The sequence below is a fragment of the Bulleidia sp. HCP3S3_C9 genome (assembly GCF_052064035.1).
Taxonomy (GTDB): Bacteria; Bacillota_I; Bacilli_A; order Erysipelotrichales; family Erysipelotrichaceae; genus Bulleidia.
Window position 1 is genome coordinate 1 of record NZ_JBQHWJ010000013.1, and the last position, 20,391, is coordinate 20,391.

Genomic DNA, 20,391 nt, shown 5'->3' on the forward strand with positions numbered 1-20,391 from the left:
CAATAGCCAGAATTGAATTCAAGTCAATCAAGGAAGATCTAGATCGTTATCAGGAAAGACTGGATGAGATTGAGAAGAAGGCAGATGAAATTCTGCCAAAAATCAAGAATGCAGACAAATTGTTTGAAATCAAGGGCGTTGGTAAAGCCACGGTATTAACATTTCTTTCTGAAATTGGAGAAATAAGCAGATTTGAAAATCCTAAGGAGATACAGAAACTTGCAGGTTATGCAATAGTGACGAATGAGTCCTGCAAGCATCAGGGAGAGAAGAAAATCAGCTATAGAGGAAGAAAAAGACTTCGCTGGGTACTGTACCAGACAGCGTTGTCTGTAATTGCGAAGAACGCAGAGTTCAGACAGATACACGCGTATTACACAACACGAACAAATAATCCACTGAAGGGAATACAGTCAGTGGTAGCAGTGGCATGTAAGATGATTCGCATATTCTATAAAATACTGACAGATGGAGTCAGTTATGATGGAACAAAAATGACACAGGACATTATCCGTGTATAGTATAGGCAGTATCAAACAGAGCAATCAACAAATTCATCATAGACAGATTCAGGTGGCTGATAAATCTCGGACATCTCAATCTGTCTATGACAAAGAAGCATAGATGGAAAAGCACCGGAGAGTAAGGTATGAACGTCCGCTGAAAATGCGATATCATACATCAAAGATGCAGATTCAAAAATCGACAAAGTATGAGCCGGTAGCTGATAGATATTTACACCATAGGGCAAAGACCCTGCAGTAGAGCTTAATCGGCACCCAGGTTATGGATATGTGGAACGAAGGAAGTTAGGACCTCATTAAGAGTGATCCTGGTAGACACGGGAGGTGCACAGCTATAACGATGAGGGTATTACATTAGGGCCATTTATAAATGAAACGTGACGTTTTGTTTTAATAGTACCTGTAATACATGAAAATTGTTATAATTCAGCACATCGATGCATGAAATATCCATAACCTATTGGCTTATATCAAAATAAGTATTTAAAAAATAGCTTATTTAAGCTAAAAAACATTTGACTTATTAGGGAGGTGCAGCTATTGCTTCAAACTGCTCATAGTTCCTCCTTTCAATCGAATCATCGATGAATGGATGGCCTGTTTCCGAATTGTATGATGGATTATTCAATGCTTTATAGATGGCCTGTTTCAGATCTCTTTTGAAATCTGTGTGATTGTTGTAAAGATGTTCTTGGATTTTCATTGCTTCCTTGTTTCTATCAAAATAGCTGTAGATGCTGCTTTCGATATTCTGATAGATGAGTGAATCATCCAGTCCTGGATTATCATTTGCTTTCAATTCATTGACCACATTTATGACGATATCATTTGCCAGCTCATTCATTTCGACCGGTGTGATATATTCGTGTACCATTGTCCGTTTCTTCAGGTTTTGGGCAAACAATGGCTCCAGTTTGTCAATCATCTCATGAGCCGTACTCTGGATATTGGATAGTATGGTCTTCAGCTTTGCTTCATCCTGGGCAGCATAGCTGGCGATATAACCGAAGGAATAATCGGAAGTATCAATGCCAAAGTGATCGCACAAAACAAAAGCGAGAGATTCGGCTTCGATCTCCCGCTGGTCGGAATCCTTATCGGTTGTCTTGTGAAGTATGCTGTGAGAATATTCATGGATCAGCGTTTTGGCAATCTGCATATCTTCCAGTTCCATATTAAGCACGATCCTGTCTTCGGCGATTGAATAATAGCCTTTGGCACCACCAACCAGAACCGCATCTTTTGAAGGTGAATGGTAATCGATTGGAATGGTGCAGATGTCTTTGACGGAATCAATGAATGCCAGTATCTCATCAGAACTTCCGGTAAGATTATGAATCAAAGAGGGAAGGGGTTCGCCTGAAGTCTGGGATATATCAAAGACGGTCGTGGTCGTAAAGCGAAGCTGGTTGATGACTCTTTCTTCCTTGATTGGATCACCATTTTCATCAAGGACTGGATTGCCATCTTCATCAACCTTATCCATCAGTTGGGTAATCTTGCTTGTTACTGGTGCCAGGATTATCAGTCCTCTTTCACCTTTATCTACATGACGGTTGAAGTTGTGCTGCCATGCGTTGTATCCAGCTACCAGTGTTGCATCCGGTTTCTGGGCCAGTATCAATAGGGTATTGTTCAATGAATAGCTATGAAACTTGGAACAGCAGGAAAGGTATTTCCTGAAGTTGTCTGAACTGTAAACATCCTTGACACCCTGTTCGATCATTTCAAAAGCCTGTTTGGTCTTTTCTTCTTTTGTCACTTATTCACATCCTTTCTTCATCGTTCCTGTTCTTTTGATCTGTTCATGCATCGAAATACATATTTGTCATCAAACCTTCTGATCATTGATGGATATTCAAGATCGATATTTTCATCATTCTTTCCGTCAAAGAAGTATTCATCGACGTCGCCATAGTCTTCACCAATGCGCATGTAACGGTAGGAATACTGGTTTTCCTGTAGATTCTTAAGACCGCTCATGATAGGGAAGACACCGTCATAGGTTTCATACCACTTGATATCATTCCAACCGAAATAGATTGCATCCTTTGTCCGGTGTACCACATCCATGTACTTCAGGTAATTATAGTGATCATTCAGCTTATTCAGTCTAAGATATTCTTTTACATGCTTTGAAAGTTCGTTGAAGCCATCGATTGATAAAATGATTCTTACATCGCTTCTGTATCCCATTTCAGACCTCCTTTCATCCAAAAGAAAAGCACCAGCGATTGCTGATGCATTTAGTATTGTTTTTTATCCTGCTGATTTGATTACGAATCCTAATATCTGCTTAATAGCCAATCCCTGATGTCGAAGATTTCAATTCCTTCATAGGTGTATTTAGGATGGCCTGTTTTGGCAATGATGATCTTTGGATATGCATCCTTGATTTGCAAAAGAGGTGCATATTCCCTCTTAAAGGTTTCCTCTTCGGTGATATTGTCGCTTACCTGGATATAGATCTTTTCACTTCCTTTTTGGGCAACAAAGTCTATTTCCTTCTGATAGAGCTTTCCAACATAGACATCATAGCCCCGACGCAGCAGTTCAAGGCAGACCATGTTTTCATAAACTCGGCCATAATCCATGTTTCTTGTGCCAAGAACGGCATAGCGCATGCCAATATCGCTCAAGTAGAACTTCTCAGTACTTTCCAGATACTTCTTGCCGCGGATATCATAACGCTTGATATCATAGAAGACAAAGGCGTTGCATAGGTATTTGATATATTTGCCAATGGTAACATGATTGGTTGAAACATCTTTTTCAGAGAGCATATTGCTGATCTTGCTTGGCGATGTCAAATTCGAGATGTTGTCCATCAAAAATTCACTTAAACGCTGCAATACCAGGGTATCTGGTAAAGAATACTTTTGCACAAGGTCTCTTGTTACAATCGTTTCATAGACTTCCTTGATATAATCCTTCCTGTCTTTTTCAGTATTATAGGCATAGGATCCAGCTAATCCACCTTTAATGGTGTAATCTTCAAAAAGATGTCCTATATCATTAGTATTTTCATAGTATTGACAATACTCCTTGAAACTGAATGGATAGACATGGATTTCAATATATCTACCAGTAAATAGTGTAGCTAAATCTGCACTAAGTAAAAAAGCATTGGAACCAGTGATATAGATATCATATTTCCTTTTTGAATACAGGCTATTTACAGCCAGTTCGAAATTAGGGCACATCTGTACCTCGTCAATGAAAAGGTAATTTGCCTTGCCTTCTTCGTATTGTTTTTCAACATAGTTGTGAAGGGCATGGTACTCTTTCAGATGTTCAAACGAAAGATCCATGAAGTCGATAAAAATAACGTTAACATCATCAAAATTGTTCTTTAGGTACTGAATATATTCCTGCATCAGTATTGACTTGCCTGATCTTCTGATTCCTGTAATGACCTTTATGTCAGGAGTATCCTTCAGATTTTTTATTCGATCCAGGTATTCTGTTCTTTCAATGGTTCTCATCGTATCGCCTCACTTTCAAAAAATGAAAAAAATTAAACTTTTGAAAGCCATCTTTGTCTGTATTATATCCGATTATAAACAGTGTACGCAATATATCACTTTCAAAAAATAAAAAAATTTAAATTTTTGAAAGCAGACAGTATGATTTTGGTTTAAATCAAACATAGTAATATTTCCAAATAAGCTAACGAATTTGTTTGCCAATGACTACAATCCTCTTGTTTTCATCTCTTGTATCACAGGTAACTAAAGTCATCAGCTGATCTTCATTTGAAACAGATACTCCAGCCCGGTACAAGCTGTTGTTTATTGTATTGGAAATGAATGCCTGGAAGTCGTTATTGGAACGCCAGCTGCTTTGGGTAAATTCAAGGGAATGGTCAAGATTGTTAAGATCAATGTTCATTACTGCAATGATTTGATACGTTCTTGTTTCATCTTCCATGATGAATCTAAAGGTTGGATGTTCCGTATAGTAATCGCTGTTGATGTAATCCATCAGCGGTGTGAAGATGATATTGCTTCTGGTGCTTGAATGGCCATAGATGACAACATTCTTTGCATCTATGTTTCCATCGCCGGAAATGTAGGGAATGCCAGCAGCTGCATATTTTTGTTCAATATTTCTTCTGACATAGTAGTCGTTGTCAGGAGCCTGGACAACCGGTTCATAAATGATGCGATCATCAAATTCGATGATTCCCACAACATCTGGATTGGTTTTTTTGAGCAAAGGCAGGGAAAGCTCCTTTTCAGAAGTTTCCTCATCCTTATTCGTTTCATTGGTTGCTGGGACATCGACATAGTAGTCGGTATAGTTATAAGCCTTTTTGGTATTTATGACATTGTAAGCACAGATTCCGGTAATTCCAATTGCTGCAGCGATTGCTGCAATCAATCTGATTTTTGTTTTCTTTTTCATATCTAGACTCCGGTATTTGGAACAATGATACGGTCATTTTCAAAATAGACGATTACAATGTCACCATCTCGATCTGCTTCCACCTTATAGGATTTGGATTTGTCAGCCAATTTGTAGGAAATAGGAGCTTTGATTTCTTTGAATTCATATTCATGGCCATAGATGGCATCCGCCAATACTGCCTTTCCATCTTTTACGATATGCTTTGTGACTTCTTCACTACCAATTTTTCTTGAATAGTAGATTCCATCATCAAGATCCAAAATGATTTCCTTGTTTTCATCCGTCTTGGCTGTTTTGATGATTTCTTCAAAGGCTTCATCCTTGGCAATTTCATATTCCTCATCCTTTTCAGAACCTTTTATCATCAGATTTCCTGAACATAGGGAGGTAACATATTTGCCAGTTGTCTTGTCATAGACTTCAAAGATGGCACCATTCAGGAAATGGTCCTTATGTTCACTGTCCACTTTGTTTACTTCCAGATCCAGACGTCGTTTTTCGTTGCGAAGTTCCATTCCAACTTCAATTGATTCCAGGCTTGTATCACCATATTCAAAAGTGAATTCATGACCTTCTTCATCCAGAACAAAGCCAACATTGGTTTCAAGTTCTCTGATATAGTAATCGCCAGCAGGAAGGTCCAACTGTTCAACATTGTGGCCATTTTCATCCAGAGTCAGAATTCCAACAAGTCCATCAGCTGGAATGCATACTCTGCCGTTATCATCATCTTCATCATAAGATAAAAGAACAGGTATCACTTCTTCAACTGGTTCCCTTACAACAATTTCATCTTTTGCATAGACACCAAATACAACATCCTTGTAGGCATCAGGATCTTCGTCCTCAAATGTCTTGGTGATTTCAAGATCCAGTTTCTGTCGATCATTCTTGTAGGATTGCTTGATTTCAACTACATCGATCAGCTGTCCACCATACTCAATATCGAAGTCGTAGACAGTTGGATCCAGTACAAAGCCTTCAGGTGTATTGATTTCAGTAATGGAATACTTGCCAAGCTGGAGAAGAGAAGAAGTGGTTACACCATCAACTGTTGTAAAGGTATCTACAACATCTCCAGCGCTATACCAGAGCGTTCCTTCAGGTGTAATGATATCTTCTCTTGCTGTAATCTGATAGGTTACCCCTTCAAGATATTTCTCTTCGTAGATTGGAGTATAAAGTGTACCGTATTCTGTTTCGCTTGTTTCTATATCGGCAAGGATTTCTCCATACTTTTCAACATATATCTGTCCCTTCTGGGTAGTATTGTCAAAGTTCATGAAGATTTCGGTTGCTGTACCATCCACATTGACTGGAATTTTCTTGTTGCTTAATACATAGCCATAAGGTGCTTTGATTTCAACAATCCAGTATTTGCCAAACTTCAGTGTTTCCGGAAGATGAACCGATCCTTCTTCGTTTGTTACGAATACATCGGTTTCGTACTTGTTTGGATAGGTTACCTTCTGCTTGATGAAGTTGCCGTTTTCATCCTTGATCTTGAATTCAACACCAGCTGCTGGAATTCTTTTTCCGGTTTCAGCATCGGTTTTGTAGATATTGAGTTCAGCTTTTAAGGTATCGTTGTAGATGTTGTAGAAGTAGGTCTTCTGATCCTGTTCGATCTTCACTTCAAATGGCTTCAAGGTATCATAACCGGTAACAGCATGTTCCTTGACAACATAGGTTCCATATGGAAGCCAATCAGTAATGGCACGTCCATCTTCATCTGTAGTCAGTGTAGCAACTGTTTCACCGCTTGACTTGAGGATTATATCAAACACAAAGCCAACACCAGGTTCTGATATGACCGATTCATATGGATCTTTTCGTTCCTGCTCGATTGTCTTGGCAATTTCGATTCTTCCTTTGATGACCTGGTCCTTGCAGGTTGTATAGAAAGTAGAAGGGGTACTATCACCAGAAAACTTCAGTTCAATGCTGCTGCAGTTGCTATTAAGTAGATATCCTTCAGGTGGTGTCACTTCACAGACATTGAGCGTCGTACCAACGGGATACTTCCTTGACTTGGCTTTATTACCATTTGTAGTAATTGTTTCCAAGACATTGCCAGAAGCATCATTTACTTCAAATACTGCTCCATTGAAGGTCGCATCTCCTTGTGTTTTATCGCCTGTTTCAATATCCTGCTTTTCCACTTCAATATCGGCATAAAGAAGTTCAAAATTCAGCTTAAAGCTTGGCGTTGGATCACTTCTTGAAGCCATGAAGATGACTTTCTGATCGCCTCCTGCTCCATAGATGACATGAACATCCCTTGCTGAATTCTTTCTTGAGAAGGTAAGAGTACGATCATAGTTTTCTGAGGTAATGGATACTGTCAGATTGTTGCCGTTAACAGATGCATTGATACCGTTGCCGCTATTGACGTTGTAATTGCCAAGGGTTCCTTTGGTATCAGCCAAGGTAACAGGAGTATTGATTCCCATTTTGACGGTCTGATTGTTGAAGGATGGTCTTCCTTGCGGCTGGCTTCTCAGGTAATTGATTTCGTTGATTTCGGCAGACAAGTCCATTGGTGTAACACCATCTGGATAGTAGGGATCATACCATCGATCAACAACTTCCCAGATCAATAGCTGAGTAGCAGCATAGTATCTTTCTGTCTGATGTCCTGGATAGGAATAGCCATAGTAATTCAGTTCCCAGATGACTTGTCTTTGGTATTCAGATAGATCATTCCATTTGGTTGTGTTGACTGGATAATCATGGTCGGTAGCAAACAATGCCCATGGTTCAATGCAGAATACAACATTTCCTCCAACCGTAAGGATTCGGATGTAGTCATATCCATAAACGCCAACGCCATTGATTCTGACAATGCGGTCACTGCCAAATCCTGGAGTTAATCGAAGCTTGGGATTTTCTGTTTCCTCTGCATAGATTTCAGGAAAAACCTCTTCAGCTGGACCAAGTTCCGTTATGGTCTCAACGGCTTCAGAATAATCGATTGGATCGTTTTCTTCAGCAAAGACGGGAGTGATTTGAAATGCACTGTTCAAAAGTACAAGCAATGTGAGGAACAGCTTGCCCGTTTTCTTAAATAAATTCTTCATTTTCTTTGTCCTTTCTTTCTAACTCTTTCAATAAAAAAGACGAGATTGACTCGTCAGAATGTCTATATAGTTCAGTAATGAATCACCACCTTTACTGGATCAAATATCCATAGCTCCATAGGTTCAAACCATAATAGGCAACAGAACCATCATTCCGATAAACAGGCTGTACTGAATAGTTGGTGATTTCCTTGTCGCCAATGGTCACAACATCATCCAGGAAATATTGCCCAGCATTATCTGCTTCAGACTGGCTGGAATATGTTGAATAGTAGAAGTTTGTGTCCATGATCAAATCACATGGCTTGTTTGGATCCATTCCAGCAGGACATGCATAATCCGGTACAGATGGCTTTTCAACAGGCTTTGGATTAGGCACAGGTGTTGGTTCAGGTTTAGGTGTTACTGGTTCTGCAGTAGAAGACTGGTCGTTTGATGTTTCCTTTGGTGGTTTGTTACCAGAATTGGTCTTCTCTTCATTGACAGGAGATGTATCAACAACCTGTTTTTCTTCCTTATCACCTTCCGAAGAAGAAGTGTTCTTCTTGTCTGCAACTGTAACAACGGCATCTTCTTCCTTTTCGGTGCCATTGGTTTCAATAGTTTCCTCAATGATTCCTTCATCCTCTTCCATTTCCTCTACAATGATATCTGCTGTTTCTACTGGTATCTCATATCGTTCATATGGTTTAAACATATCTGCATTAGCACCAATACCAAGTGCTGCTAGAGCAATTACTGATAAGCATGATAATAATAACTTCTTTCTCATTTACTGTTCCTCCTATAAGAATCTACTAATACTCTGGATAGTTACTATTACCAGTTCATTTTCTTCGGTAGGTAATAGTTTTTCGGTAGGTTGAAGGGGTTTTAGGGGAAACATGGAGTCACAACTGCCAGGTCACAAAGCAGACTGCCCCTTCATTCAGTCTGTTAAAATCACAGGTGCAAATTTCGATATCCGACATGCGATTATCGTTCCTGTTCCCGTGATTTCTTTCTGGCCCAGTTTTCAAGCAGGTGGATGATAAGATCCTTTTTCCTGTTTGGTGTGAAGTCCTTTGGAAAGTATTGATCGATTTCCGACATCTTGAAGGACAGCTTTTCCTTCTGATTCGGCTTTTCTGCTTCCAGTGTTTCCTGGATGAATTCGGTTGTCAGTTCGCCATCATGGCTTAATCGTTTGAATTCCTGGCATTGGGCAAGCGATGGTGTACGGTCATTGGCAACAATGGCATCCGCTAGATCATATTGTTCATCTACAGTCAGGAATGAAAGCTCAACAGCTGGATTGAAAGCAATCTTAATTTCGCTATCGTGCCTTCCATCCACCATTTCCTGTAATGGTTCAATCAGGTAAGTGAGGCGTATGAAACGCTGAATTTGTTTTCGATTCATTCCCATTTCTTGACCTAATGCCGCATCAGCCCATGTAGACTTATCGTAGTTTGGGACAAGTTGTCCCAAAGTTTTCTTTGAATACTCAACGGTAAGTTGATCATCAGGTATTTCATCGATTTTCTTACCTTGATGTTTCATTGCTTCAAGCCGCATTTTGTAAGCGTAGCCTCTTTCGGATGGATAGATGTTTTCTCTTTGTATGTTGGAGTCAACCATCAGTATCGTTGCCTGGTCATCATCAAGTTCTCTGACAATAACATTCATTTCTCTGAGTCCGATGTGTGACATGGCATATTTACGCCTGTGACCGGATATCATCTCATAGGTTCCATCATCCTTGGGACGAACAAGAGCTGGTATCAGGATTCCGTTTTCCTTGATGGAATCAATGAGCTTCAGCATATCCTCATCCATGGTTACATGGAAAGGGTGGTTCTTGAAATCCGATATCTTGTCTATTGGGATAGAAACAATCTTTTCAAGTCTTGATTCCTGGCGTTCCTCTTCAGTAGAGAACAGGGAATCATAATTTGGTAAGCCTAAATCTATTTTTGTCAATCGGATCACCTCCTAGAACAATGGAAGCTGATGACCACTGGATACCTGAGCATTCCATGTGTTGGCAGCTTCTTCATAAGAGTCCTTGGGATCTGAATGGTAGCCACAGATTGAACAGTACCCAAACTGTCTGAACTTGCCATTGATCCTTCCACCATCCCAGTCGATGATCACCTTGACATCGGAATGGCAAACAGGACATTTCTTAAGTCTGATCTTAATCATCTTGTTTCACCACCTCGATCTTTTCAGCAACGACATCTGTCGAATAATGCTTCTTGCCGTTCTTGTCAAAAGAACTGGTATGGATCCTTCCTTCAATACGATAAGAAACACCTTTTGATGGGTTCTTTGCAATAATGGCAGCATTTTCATTGAATGCGATGCAGTTGATATAGTCGTACCATTTTGTTCCAGTCTGGGGAACAGACAGTGTAAACAGTACATAATCGGAACCTTTGTCGTTTTTCCTGATGATTGCATCCTTAACAAGGGTTCCGATTAATGACACATAATTTGTCTTGTTCATTTTCTACCTTCTTTCTATCTTTCAAAATCATTTCGCTGTTTTGGCTTGCCAGATGAGATCAATTCATCAGTAAGCGATGCATATGCACTGGCAACCTTGGAATCCTTGGCGTAGGAATAGATGCTTTTGCCTGAAATCGAAGCTTCTCCGGCTTTTGTAGCAACTGGAATAACCGAGTCAAATACCCTGATGTTTCTACCGAAACTATCCCTGATCGTCTCTATTGTACTTTTAGCCAGATTTGTCTTCATATCTGCCAAGGTAATAGCAACTCCAGCAATGGTGAGATTGCTGTTGATCTTGCGTTGGACCTTGTTAATTGTTTGAAGCAGTTTGGTCATTCCTTTGGCAGGCAAGTACTGGGCCTGTACCGGAATGAGTACCTGGTCAGCAGCTGAAAGTGCGTTTACTGTAAGCATGCCAAGAGAAGGGGGACAGTCAATCAGAATATAGTCATATCGATTCCTTAATGGTTCAAGACAGCTGCTTAGTACCTGTTCACGGTTGATGACAGATACTAGACGCATTTCAAAGTCTGCCAGTTCAATGTTTGCTGGTATTACATCGACATCCTCTTCGTGTTTCAAAATCAAAGAGGCATACCTGATATCCTTATCATTGATGTAATCATCGAGCATTGTTGATACTGTGTTTTCTAGTGCATCGTTGTTCTTCCAACCTAAGCAGGCAGTAAGATCACCCTGTGGATCAAAATCCACAATCAGAACTTCATTGCCATTTCTTGCTAGGCCAATGGCAACATTTTCTGTTGTAGTTGTCTTTCCAACACCACCTTTCTGGTTTGCGACTGCAATTACTTTGCATTTGGACATAAAAAAACTCCTTTCCCATAACCACCAGCTAGTAGTGGATATGTAAAAGGAGTTATGATTATTTTGTTAGATAGATAAACTGGAATTTGAGTCTCTGTAAAGCTGGAATTAACCCATACAATTATTTTAATTTAGAGGTTCTTACGCAATTATCCGTATTTTGTAATTTTTCAATACTGGAATGCCAGTGTAAATCAGCATTCTCCATTTTTATTAAAGCGAAAAACGTAAAATTGCGGAAGAACCAATTTAGATATTCACAATTTTACTTGCCACAGTATCTCGAAAAACACTGTCATGTTCTACCAGGAGCATGGTCGGGGCAAACTCCGTTATGAGTTGTTCAATCTGCATACGTGAGTACACATCAATAAAGTTGAGCGGTTCATCCCATACATACAAGTGTGCCTTTTCACAAAGGCTTTTCGCAATTAGGACTTTCTTCTTTTGCCCGCCAGAAAAGTCTTTAATATCCTTTTCAAACTGTACACGCTCAAAGTCCATTTTCCTAAGAATTGCCTTGAACAAACTTTCATCAAGGTTGTTTTCTTCTGCAAACTCGGAAAGGGTTCCACATAAATACGATGTATCCTGTGGCACATAAGAAATTACAAGCCCAGAGCCAAGTGTTACTGTACCCGTATAATCTATGGACTGCCCGACTACCAACTTTAACAGGCTACTTTTGCCACTGCCGTTCTTTCCATCAAGCACAATGCGTTCTCCCTGTCTTATTTCAAACGAAACGGGTTCACAAACTGAAATGCCATCATAATAAACTACTACATTCGATAATGATGCAAGCAAATCTGTATGGTAATTAAGCGGTTGTATCTTGAGGGCTTCTGCGGTTTCCACATTTTTCAGCAATGCTGATTTTTGTTCGATTGTCTGTTGTTGTCTCGCTTCTATAGATTTTGAACGCTTCATCATTTTGGCGGCTTTATGACCGACATAACCTTTATCTGCTGCCCCAATTTTGGAAGCTTCTACACGTTCAGACCATACTGCAGAGCGTTTTGCCGACTGCTGTAATCGTCTGATGTCCTTTTGCAAACGTTCGTTCTGAGCCAGTTCAAATTCTTGCTGTCGCTCAAAATTTGACATCCATGATGAAAAGTTTCCTCTTTGCACTTCGATATTCGCTCGGTTAATCGATAGAATATGGTCAACACAATCGTCAAGAAAGCGACGATCGTGAGAAACTAAGATGAATCCCTTTTTCTTTTTCAGATATGCCGCCACACTTTTTCTCGCTTTGGCATCCAAATGGTTGGTAGGTTCATCAATCAGTAGGAAATGCCCTTCATTAAGAAAAAGAGCGGCAATCAAAACCTTTGTCTGCTCTCCGTTGGAAAGTGTTTCAAAAGGTCGCCAAAGCACATCGACATCAACATCAAGATAAGAAAGTTCTCGCATAAGTTCCCATTCTTCCGCAAGTGGGCAAATCTCCTGCAATATATCCTCTGTAATACGATTCTTATCTGAAACGGGATAAGGAAAATAATCAAACTGTACGGATGATAGGATTTTTCCACTATACTCATATTTCCCAAGCAGAAGATTCAGAAAGGTTGTTTTACCTCGTCCGTTTCTGCCCACAAAACCAAGCTTCCAATCGGTATCAACCTGGAAACTGACATTTTCAAAAACATTATCATAACTTGTCGGATATGAAAACGTAAGGTTTTCAATTTTAATCATTGACATAAATATTATCCTCCTTTGCATGTCATACGATACAAAGTCGGTTCGGTGAATGTTTACTACGTATAGATTTCACCAAAAGGAACCGACACTATACGGAGTGAATCATGTGTAACTATCTGTTCTGCACTATTCATAAAGCACCTCCAAAACAAAATAAGAGCCGCAAGAAAGTTTATCCTTGCAGCTCGTCATAGCATAATAACACCACTAAGCAAAAGTGGCAACAGCACTATATTGAGTAAGATAGACATATAACTTTCTTGCAATAGACACAATAATGCCAAAGTATAGCACTACCGCATATTTTGATTTTATTTGCAAGAAAAGTTAATCATCTTCCCACCTCTTTCTAAATTTCAAAATATTATACCATAAATCGCAGGCAAATACACGTGGTTATAAAAATTTAACAAATCGCTTATAATACAATCATATAACTTTACGCATTCCTTACTGACCGTAAAATTCTAATTTGTATAAATCCATTTATCTAAAATCACCTAGAGTATAACATTTATTTTATAGCTCTGGATAGTCGGTATAAAATTATTAAATTCATGATGGATTCTATTTTATTCAGTTGTAATAATATAATCATTCAATAAAATAGATCGAAGATCTAACTGAGAAGTATATTGATTTTCATGATATGCAATAATCGCATCAAAACCAACTCCGTGAAAACATTTTTGAAAACATTTTTTGTAGACGCATAAGAAAAAAGTCTATTTTTGCGGGATTGCACCTGTAAATAAGAGTTAAAAAGGGCAAATTTTAGACCATTTAGAAAATAATACAATCGAGTTCGCTCGCTTTCTTGGGGATTGTACCTGTGAAAACAGATGGTATTCAAGCTATAGCAATGCAAACAAAAAACGCTAGCAACTTCTGCTAACGTTTATGATCAGTTATTCCTCTATTTCCCAGTGGCCGATATATCCTCTACCAACATATTTAATGCAGTCTAATCTACTTTTTATTCTTTTCTTCATTTTTGAGAATGACTGCTTCTACTTGGGCTAGAAGTTGTTCTTTGTCAGGCATATAAGTAACGTATTTAGAAGCAAATATATTGTTACTTAATCCACCTAAAGCATACTGCATATCAACATTTCCTTTATCTGTACAAAGAATCAGTCCTATTGGCGGATTGTCATTTTCATCATTTACTTCAGCTGCATAATAATTGAGATACATATTAAGCTGGCCAACAGCTTCCGGCATTAGCTTGATTGTCTTTAATTCAATAAGAACGTATGATCTTAGAATCTTATTGTAAAATACCATATCAACATAATAGTGAACGTTGCCGAATGTTACTCTTTGTTGTGTTCCAACAAACATGAATCCTTTGCCAAGTTCCAGCAGGAACTTCTCAATTTGCCTTACCAGTGCTTCTTCAAGATCTGATTCCATCATTGGCTTGTCTTCTGGTATACCAAGGAATTCAAACACATAAGGATCTTTTACAATATCTTCAGGTTTTGCGATTTCATTTCCCTTTAAAGCTAAATCAAGTACTTTCTGTTTGTTTGCTTCGCCGTTTGATAGAAGCAGTCTTTCAAACAAAGACGAAGATATCTGTCTTCTCAGTTCCCGTACGCTCCATTTAGAGTTGATGCATTCTACTTCATAAAAATGTCTTTTATCCTTATCGGAAATGGATAACAGTTCACAATAATGTGACCAGCTTAGTCGTTCAGACAGTGTCTGAACGGATCCATACTCTTTATAAAAAGCCATCATATTCCAAATATTTGCACGAGAAAATCCTTTTCCAAACTTGTTTGTAAGATCTTTGGAAATAGTGGTGATAGTAGCTTTTTGATAGTTTTCGTCATCCTGATGTTCCATCATATCTTCAACAATCAACCTTCCAATTTCCATATATGTTACAAGAAGTGTATTATTAACCTGTACAGCAACCTGGTTTCTTGCTTTATCTAATAGACTTTCTATTTGGGTTATCAATTTGTTATGATCTAATTCATTCATTTCTTGACCTCCTAAATACTAAGTTATAAATTATTAATAATTTTGAAATATCAACAGTATTATAACATTTCTGGCAAACCATTATAAGATATTGCGTTCACTGTTTTCAGGCTAGACATCATAAACGACTTATGAAATACTGTTATCAATGAATGCAACATCATACATATCCTTAAAGATGCTATTTGCTCTTCAGGATATGTAACAACGCTTAAAAACCATTTCCGTGAAAACATTTTTGAAAACATTTTTTTTAGACGCATGGGAAAACGGCCTGTTTTTATGGAATTGCACATGTAAATAAGATCCAAAAAGGGCACATTTTCGACCATTTGGAAAATAATACAATCGAGTTTGCTCGCTTTCTTAGGGATTGCACCTGTGAAAACAGATGGTTTTCAAGCTATTGCAAGGTAAACAAAAACGCCAGCAGCTTCTGCTAACGTTTATGATCAGTTATTCCTCTATTTCCCAATGGCCACTATATCCTCTACCAACATATTTAATACAGTCTAATTCACTAAGCTTTCTTCTCACAGTTCTTAAACTGATGCCTAATTCATTTGCCATGTCTTTTGCGCTTATTTTGTTGTTTGCTCTGATCAGGCTGATGATTCTGTTATTAATATCATCTTGGGTGCCATCTTGGGTGCCATCTTGGGTGCCATCTTGGGTGCCATCTTGGGTGCCACTATTTGATAAATCATAATTCAAGTTAGGCATCTCAACTATGAACTGAGTTCTGTCAGAGTAGAAGACTGGTCTTTTTGCTTCTGTATAATTCTCCTCAAACTGGTAACCTTCGACAATCTTGCTAAGTCCGCTGCCTTGTCTTTCCATAAGACCAAGACGATTGAAGATATCGGCCAATATTGGGTTTCTTCTTTCCGAAGGGACATGCCTGATGTCTAACTCCTGAATTAGTCTTCCGTTGACCATTCCACCTGGAGAATATATCTCCATTCGATCATCGAATATGTCGATATGAACTTCGCTGCCAACTACCGTATAGTCACGATGAATCAGCGCATTGACAAGAGCCTCGGATGCGCTTTGGAAAACATATTCCGGCATTTCGATTCTTGAGAAAGGTGTTTTCCTCCACATCATTCTGGTGTTCCTTTTGATGAAGGATTCGCCATCACGTAGAAGGGAAATCAGCCCTCCTTTGTATTCTGCACTGTCCAGCGCATCAATCAAACCTCCGGCTTTGGTCAGGCCATTCCATCTGGTACAGAACAGCCTGTTCTGGTAAACTGGAGTTTCATCAGCCAATAGAGCGCCAGCATTTGTTAGTTTGCCATTGCTTTTGACAATACCAAATGATTCATACAGTTTATCGTCAAAACTTTTGCCAGTCCATTGGAAGTATCTTTCCTTCAACTTGGAGAAAGAGTAATCATCAAAGTCATAATCGGTAACGAGCGAATCGAAAGTGGAGTTCTTTCCACGCATTACAAGGCGCTTCAATTCGATGGAAGTAGCCTTGACGCTCTCGTTTCCCATTCTTACGTAGGCTTCAAGCGAGCCATCGCCAGAATAGTAGTAAGGCGTTTCCTCACCCTTAAAAACATGAAGAAGGATCAGATCCTTGTTATCTTCCTTATGGAATTCAATAGAGAATTCAGGTACTGGATCAAGCCTGGTCTTGATGATTTCGCTGATCTTTTCAGCATCCTTGGCAGCATCTTTAAGCCCGATGATTTCGTCATCATCAGAAATGCCAAAGACAAGAAAACCGCCAAATGAGTTTGCAAAGGCACTGACAGTCTTGCACCAGCTCTTCGGTTTCTTTTCCTCAAGTCTTAATTTCTTGTCATATTCCGTTGTTTCGCCAATCAGGCTTTTGATATCCACTGCTATTCCTTCTTTCTTTATATGGATTTATGATTGTCTTGGTAAAATGTCTATACTATTATAACATTTCCAGCAAGCTATTATAAGATGCTGCTTCAGCTGTTTTTTAGATTGGACTTCTTGAACAGCATGTGGAATACTGTTATCAGTGAATGCAACATCATGCATATCCTTAAAGATGTTATTTACTCTTCAGGATATGTAACAATGATTTAAAACCATTTCCGTGAAAACATTTTTGAAAACATTTTTTGTAGACGCATGAGAAGCAGGGGATATTCCATGGAATTGCACCTGTAAATAAGTGCCAAAAAGGGCATGTTTTCGACTATTTGGAAAATAATACAATCGAGTTCGAATAGTATCAAAAGTTGAAAAAGTCCTTTATTCAAGGGCTTTTTTTAATGTCTCAAGTGGTGCTGAAAACATTTTGAAAACGTATTTTGTATTTGGTGCCTTAACGAAAAGCCTTTTGCAAAGAGGCTTTTTTATAATTAGAATTATAAAATAATAGTACAGGAGATAAAAATGATTGATAAAGCAATAGAATATATCAAAGAATTCTTTTCAAAAGACAGCAGTGGTCATGATGATACCCATACAATCCGTGTATATCAATTGGCAACCAGGATTGCAAAACAAGAAAAAGCAGATATTCTAATTGTTCAATTAGCTGCTTTATTACATGATGTGGATGATATTAAACTCTCACCGCAAACACATTCTACCAAGAAAAATGCTGTTGATTTTATGATAGAAAACAAAGTTGATACTGAAATAATTGAGAGAGTGTGCAAGATTATCGATGAAGTTTCGTTTGTGGGAACAGATTCTGTTGTGCCTGAAACTATTGAGGGTAAATGCGTACAGGATGCAGATCGACTGGATGCCATTGGAGCAATAGGAATTGCCAGAGCATTTGCATATGGTGGCAGTAGAGGAAGAAAGATATATGATCCAGATGTGAAGCCAGTAATAGGAATGAATAAAGAAGAATATCTGAAGAAACAGGACTCTACAAGCATTAATCATTTTTATGAGAAATTACTGTTATTAAAAGATATGATGAATACAGATACTGGAAAGAAAATGGCAGAACATAGACAGGAAGTTATGGAAGTGTTTCTTGAAGAATTCATGGCTGAATGGAATGGTGAGAAGTAAATAAAAGCTAGAAAATATCATCTAGCTTTTTATGTATTTGTTATATTTTGATGAGAGATTTCCTCCTCTTACTAAAATTTCATTCCAGTATGAGGAGGGAATCAATGAAATGTATTGAATTTATAACTGTATATACGTTTGTTTTCATTCAATGTTAAAATTCGTTGCTGGTAAGAACTAGTGAAAACTATACAATGAATATAGGAAGAGAGGTGAGATGGCATGCTGCAAGATAATATAAAGATCATAAGAAAAAATAAAGGGTATTCTCAAGAAGAACTGGCAAGTAAATTGCATGTGACGCGTCAAACAATTTCTAAGTGGGAAACAGGACAATCAGTTCCTGATGCAAATCTTTTAAAGCAGTTATCTGTTATTTTTGATGTATCTGTTTCAGAATTGATGGATGGAAATGCTGAACGTATTTTGGAGAATGAAGTTATTGTTGAGCAGTTGTCGCGTGTGAATGAAAATCTTGTACTTGCACATAAAAGATTCTCTCGTATTGCGATTGTAGCAGTTTGTGTATGTGTATTTGTTGCAATGTTCTTTGGATTTTCGTATCTTCGTGTTAGGAAATCCAGGGGAGAACTTGTTCAAGACATACAACATATAGGTGAATTGACATATTCTATGCCTTCTTCAGATAAGTTCTATCATAAAGAAAACGATATTGGTATTCGAGTATTGAAAGATGGATTCCAACAAATAGCAGCTAAAATTTATCGATGCTATGACGATATGACGGAAATTAGTATTTGGAACTATGGTGATTATACACAAGAAATCATTGATGAATTTGAAGAAATGTACGCAAATCATATATTGGACTTTACTGAAATATGTGGAACCTTTCCATCTGGAGTAGAATTCTTTGTGCAGGCTTCAGATGCATGGTTTGAGGGAAATAATATCTATTCTCTTGGTTCGTTTTATAAAGCATATATAAAATTAGATGGAAAACTGTATTATGTGAGTGTTACAGGTGGTGATCAGCCATTGATATATGGTGAGCAAGTTGTTTCTACTTTTGCAATAGATAAAACTTTACAGGAAGAATTGATTGAAAAGTAATGTTGTATAAAAAATCAGGAGTTTGATATCCTGATTTTTTGTGTTACTTTTGCAAACTGTAATGAAATGTATGTTCTGGACTGTTCCAATGTTCATTTGCTATCCAGTAGCTTGTTAGATCTGTTAAGTTATATACAGCGCTATGAACCGTTGTGCCTTTTGTCTGGTCTCCTTCAACTACCCATGTTCTTCTTCCTACGCCTTGCAGCAAATCCATTGCTGCTTGTTCATTCTCAATGACTCCGTTTGTTGGACTTAACTTATCTGATAAAAATTGATAGCGATCATATCCTTTTGCTTCATCTAGTGTTGGATAATAATCTGGCTGAACGATGAAATTCGTAACGACCTGGTATGGCTGTGTGTTCTTTGTGACTTTGAATTCACGTTTGCTGCCATCATTATCTGTACCATCAGTTGTACCTGCCCATTCTAAGATTGCACTGTTGCCTTCTTTATCTGCTACCATATAGTGATATGAAGTGCCTACGGAGTCATGCATATCATATTTTGAAGCTAATGCAATTGCTTCCTCAACATTATCTGCATAATCTAGAATTAAACGGAGCAGTGTTGTTGAAGTGATATCTGGTCGATCTGTATTCTGACCTGTAGGTGTTGTTGGTTCTCCCTGGTATGTCATATAAATACCACATGCAACACCAGCATCATTGATACCATCTAATGGAATATATGGTGCAGCCAGCAGTAATGCTTTATCTTTGATACCTGTAATCCCTGTTTCTTCTTTAATGCCTAGAAATTGCAGATCAATTGTTGAAATAGATGCATGTCTTCCTTTTGGATTTGTATGAACAATAGCGGTATTTGTTTGTGAAAAATCATAATTTCTTCCAAATACAAATTGATTGTCTTTTGTCCATGCAGTAAATGATGAACATGCGATATCTTTTGGCTTGATTGTCATTGGAATTAAACCTTTTGTAATGTTGTCTGTGACGAATTGAATTAATTCGTCATCATTGCTTGCACCACCTTGTTCTAAGAATTCATCAAAGTAATAATCACCAGATACAGTCATTTCATATGTATATCCATCATCATGTGATAAATCTTGATCAATGATTGTAGTAATGGATGATAGAGTAGTGATTTCGTTATGCCAGATGGCATAGATTCCAGCAACAGCTAGAACGATAACGCTCATAAAAATAATCAATATTCTTTTTAATAATTTCATATAATCCTCTGCTTTTTTGTTATTTTATTGTTGAAAAAACAACATTGTTGAT

Annotated in this window: 17 protein-coding genes; 3 read left to right on the forward strand and 14 right to left on the reverse strand. The window is 38.2% G+C overall.

Features of this window, described 5'->3' with window-relative positions; all coding sequences use genetic code 11:
- Positions 1 to 521: transposase (locus ACTND6_RS03775; protein ID WP_441045054.1), on the forward strand; the 521-nt coding region annotated here is incomplete at its 5' end.
- Positions 522 to 1,047: 526 nt separating this feature from the next.
- Here ACTND6_RS03775 and ACTND6_RS03780 read toward each other — a convergent pair.
- The 13 genes from ACTND6_RS03780 to ACTND6_RS03840 all read right to left on the reverse strand — a co-directional run bounded on the left by ACTND6_RS03780 (position 1,048) and on the right by ACTND6_RS03840 (position 16,900).
- Positions 1,048 to 2,286 (reverse strand): ArdC-like ssDNA-binding domain-containing protein, encoded by a 1,239-nt coding sequence (locus ACTND6_RS03780; RefSeq protein ID WP_441022325.1) that lies wholly within the window; start codon positions 2,284 to 2,286, stop codon positions 1,048 to 1,050.
- 17 nt (positions 2,287 to 2,303) lie between these two features.
- Positions 2,304 to 2,720, reverse strand: coding sequence for a hypothetical protein (locus tag ACTND6_RS03785; RefSeq protein ID WP_441022323.1), 417 nt, complete (start codon positions 2,718 to 2,720; stop codon positions 2,304 to 2,306).
- Between the two features lie 89 nt (positions 2,721 to 2,809).
- Complete coding sequence (locus ACTND6_RS03790) at positions 2,810 to 4,009, reverse strand: ATP-binding protein (protein ID WP_441022321.1); 1,200 nt, start codon at positions 4,007 to 4,009, stop codon at positions 2,810 to 2,812.
- A gap of 184 nt (positions 4,010 to 4,193) precedes the next feature.
- Positions 4,194 to 4,931, reverse strand: a complete 738-nt coding sequence (locus ACTND6_RS03795) for a class B sortase (RefSeq protein WP_441022319.1) — start codon at positions 4,929 to 4,931, stop codon at positions 4,194 to 4,196.
- A gap of 2 nt (positions 4,932 to 4,933) precedes the next feature.
- Positions 4,934 to 8,014 carry a SpaA isopeptide-forming pilin-related protein gene (locus ACTND6_RS03800; RefSeq protein WP_441022317.1) on the reverse strand — a complete coding sequence of 1,027 codons (3,081 nt, stop codon included), beginning with the start codon at positions 8,012 to 8,014 and terminating at the stop codon, positions 4,934 to 4,936.
- Between the two features lie 91 nt (positions 8,015 to 8,105).
- Positions 8,106 to 8,786, reverse strand: coding sequence for a hypothetical protein (locus tag ACTND6_RS03805; protein WP_441022315.1), 681 nt, complete (start codon positions 8,784 to 8,786; stop codon positions 8,106 to 8,108).
- A 203-nt stretch (positions 8,787 to 8,989) separates the two neighbouring features.
- Positions 8,990 to 9,985 carry a ParB/RepB/Spo0J family partition protein gene (locus ACTND6_RS03810; RefSeq protein WP_441022313.1) on the reverse strand — a complete coding sequence of 332 codons (996 nt, stop codon included), beginning with the start codon at positions 9,983 to 9,985 and terminating at the stop codon, positions 8,990 to 8,992.
- A 3-nt stretch (positions 9,986 to 9,988) separates the two neighbouring features.
- Entirely contained in the window at positions 9,989 to 10,201 is a 213-nt protein-coding gene (locus ACTND6_RS03815; RefSeq protein ID WP_117445849.1) for a Lar family restriction alleviation protein, read from the reverse strand.
- Complete coding sequence (locus ACTND6_RS03820) at positions 10,194 to 10,505, reverse strand: single-stranded DNA-binding protein (RefSeq protein WP_117445848.1); 312 nt, start codon at positions 10,503 to 10,505, stop codon at positions 10,194 to 10,196. Before ACTND6_RS03820 ends, ACTND6_RS03815 begins: the two co-directional genes overlap by 8 nt.
- A 14-nt stretch (positions 10,506 to 10,519) precedes the next feature.
- Entirely contained in the window at positions 10,520 to 11,338 is an 819-nt protein-coding gene (locus ACTND6_RS03825; protein ID WP_441022310.1) for a ParA family protein, read from the reverse strand.
- 249 nt (positions 11,339 to 11,587) lie between these two features.
- Positions 11,588 to 13,048: an Lsa family ABC-F type ribosomal protection protein gene (locus ACTND6_RS03830; protein WP_441022308.1), complete on the reverse strand. Its 1,461-nt coding sequence runs from the start codon at positions 13,046 to 13,048 to the stop codon at positions 11,588 to 11,590.
- A 969-nt stretch (positions 13,049 to 14,017) separates the two neighbouring features.
- Entirely contained in the window at positions 14,018 to 15,043 is a 1,026-nt protein-coding gene (locus ACTND6_RS03835) for a PDDEXK nuclease domain-containing protein (protein WP_154459518.1), read from the reverse strand.
- A 456-nt stretch (positions 15,044 to 15,499) separates the two neighbouring features.
- A complete protein-coding gene (locus ACTND6_RS03840; protein ID WP_441022306.1) occupies positions 15,500 to 16,900 on the reverse strand; it encodes an ATP-binding protein in 1,401 nt (466 codons plus the stop codon).
- Positions 16,901 to 17,428: 528 nt separating this feature from the next.
- Here ACTND6_RS03840 and ACTND6_RS03845 point away from each other — a divergent pair.
- Positions 17,429 to 18,064, forward strand: coding sequence for an HD domain-containing protein (locus tag ACTND6_RS03845; protein WP_441022304.1), 636 nt, complete (start codon positions 17,429 to 17,431; stop codon positions 18,062 to 18,064).
- 222 nt (positions 18,065 to 18,286) lie between these two features.
- Entirely contained in the window at positions 18,287 to 19,138 is an 852-nt protein-coding gene (locus ACTND6_RS03850) for a helix-turn-helix domain-containing protein (protein ID WP_441022302.1), read from the forward strand.
- 43 nt (positions 19,139 to 19,181) lie between these two features.
- Here the strand turns inward: ACTND6_RS03850 and ACTND6_RS03855 are convergent, their stop codons facing one another.
- Complete coding sequence (locus ACTND6_RS03855; protein WP_441022300.1) at positions 19,182 to 20,339, reverse strand: carcinine hydrolase/isopenicillin-N N-acyltransferase family protein; 1,158 nt, start codon at positions 20,337 to 20,339, stop codon at positions 19,182 to 19,184.
- Between the last annotated feature and the right edge of the window lie 52 nt (positions 20,340 to 20,391).

Bases quoted from the DNA above. Each gene is read 5' to 3' on its own strand.
- ACTND6_RS03785 (WP_441022323.1), bottom strand. From the start codon at position 2,720: ATGGGATACAGAAGCGATGTAAGAATCATTTTATCAATCGATGGCTTC.
- ACTND6_RS03790 (WP_441022321.1), bottom strand. From the start codon at position 4,009: ATGAGAACCATTGAAAGAACAGAATACCTGGATCGAATAAAAAATCTG.
- ACTND6_RS03795 (WP_441022319.1), bottom strand. From the start codon at position 4,931: ATGAAAAAGAAAACAAAAATCAGATTGATTGCAGCAATCGCTGCAGCA.
- ACTND6_RS03800 (WP_441022317.1), bottom strand. From the start codon at position 8,014: ATGAAGAATTTATTTAAGAAAACGGGCAAGCTGTTCCTCACATTGCTT.
- ACTND6_RS03805 (WP_441022315.1), bottom strand. From the start codon at position 8,786: ATGAGAAAGAAGTTATTATTATCATGCTTATCAGTAATTGCTCTAGCA.
- ACTND6_RS03815 (WP_117445849.1), bottom strand. From the start codon at position 10,201: ATGATTAAGATCAGACTTAAGAAATGTCCTGTTTGCCATTCCGATGTC.
- ACTND6_RS03820 (WP_117445848.1), bottom strand. From the start codon at position 10,505: ATGAACAAGACAAATTATGTGTCATTAATCGGAACCCTTGTTAAGGAT.
- ACTND6_RS03825 (WP_441022310.1), bottom strand. From the start codon at position 11,338: ATGTCCAAATGCAAAGTAATTGCAGTCGCAAACCAGAAAGGTGGTGTT.
- ACTND6_RS03830 (WP_441022308.1), bottom strand. From the start codon at position 13,048: ATGTCAATGATTAAAATTGAAAACCTTACGTTTTCATATCCGACAAGT.
- ACTND6_RS03835 (WP_154459518.1), bottom strand. From the start codon at position 15,043: ATGAATGAATTAGATCATAACAAATTGATAACCCAAATAGAAAGTCTA.
- ACTND6_RS03845 (WP_441022304.1), top strand. From the start codon at position 17,429: ATGATTGATAAAGCAATAGAATATATCAAAGAATTCTTTTCAAAAGAC.
- ACTND6_RS03850 (WP_441022302.1), top strand. From the start codon at position 18,287: ATGCTGCAAGATAATATAAAGATCATAAGAAAAAATAAAGGGTATTCT.
- ACTND6_RS03855 (WP_441022300.1), bottom strand. From the start codon at position 20,339: ATGAAATTATTAAAAAGAATATTGATTATTTTTATGAGCGTTATCGTT.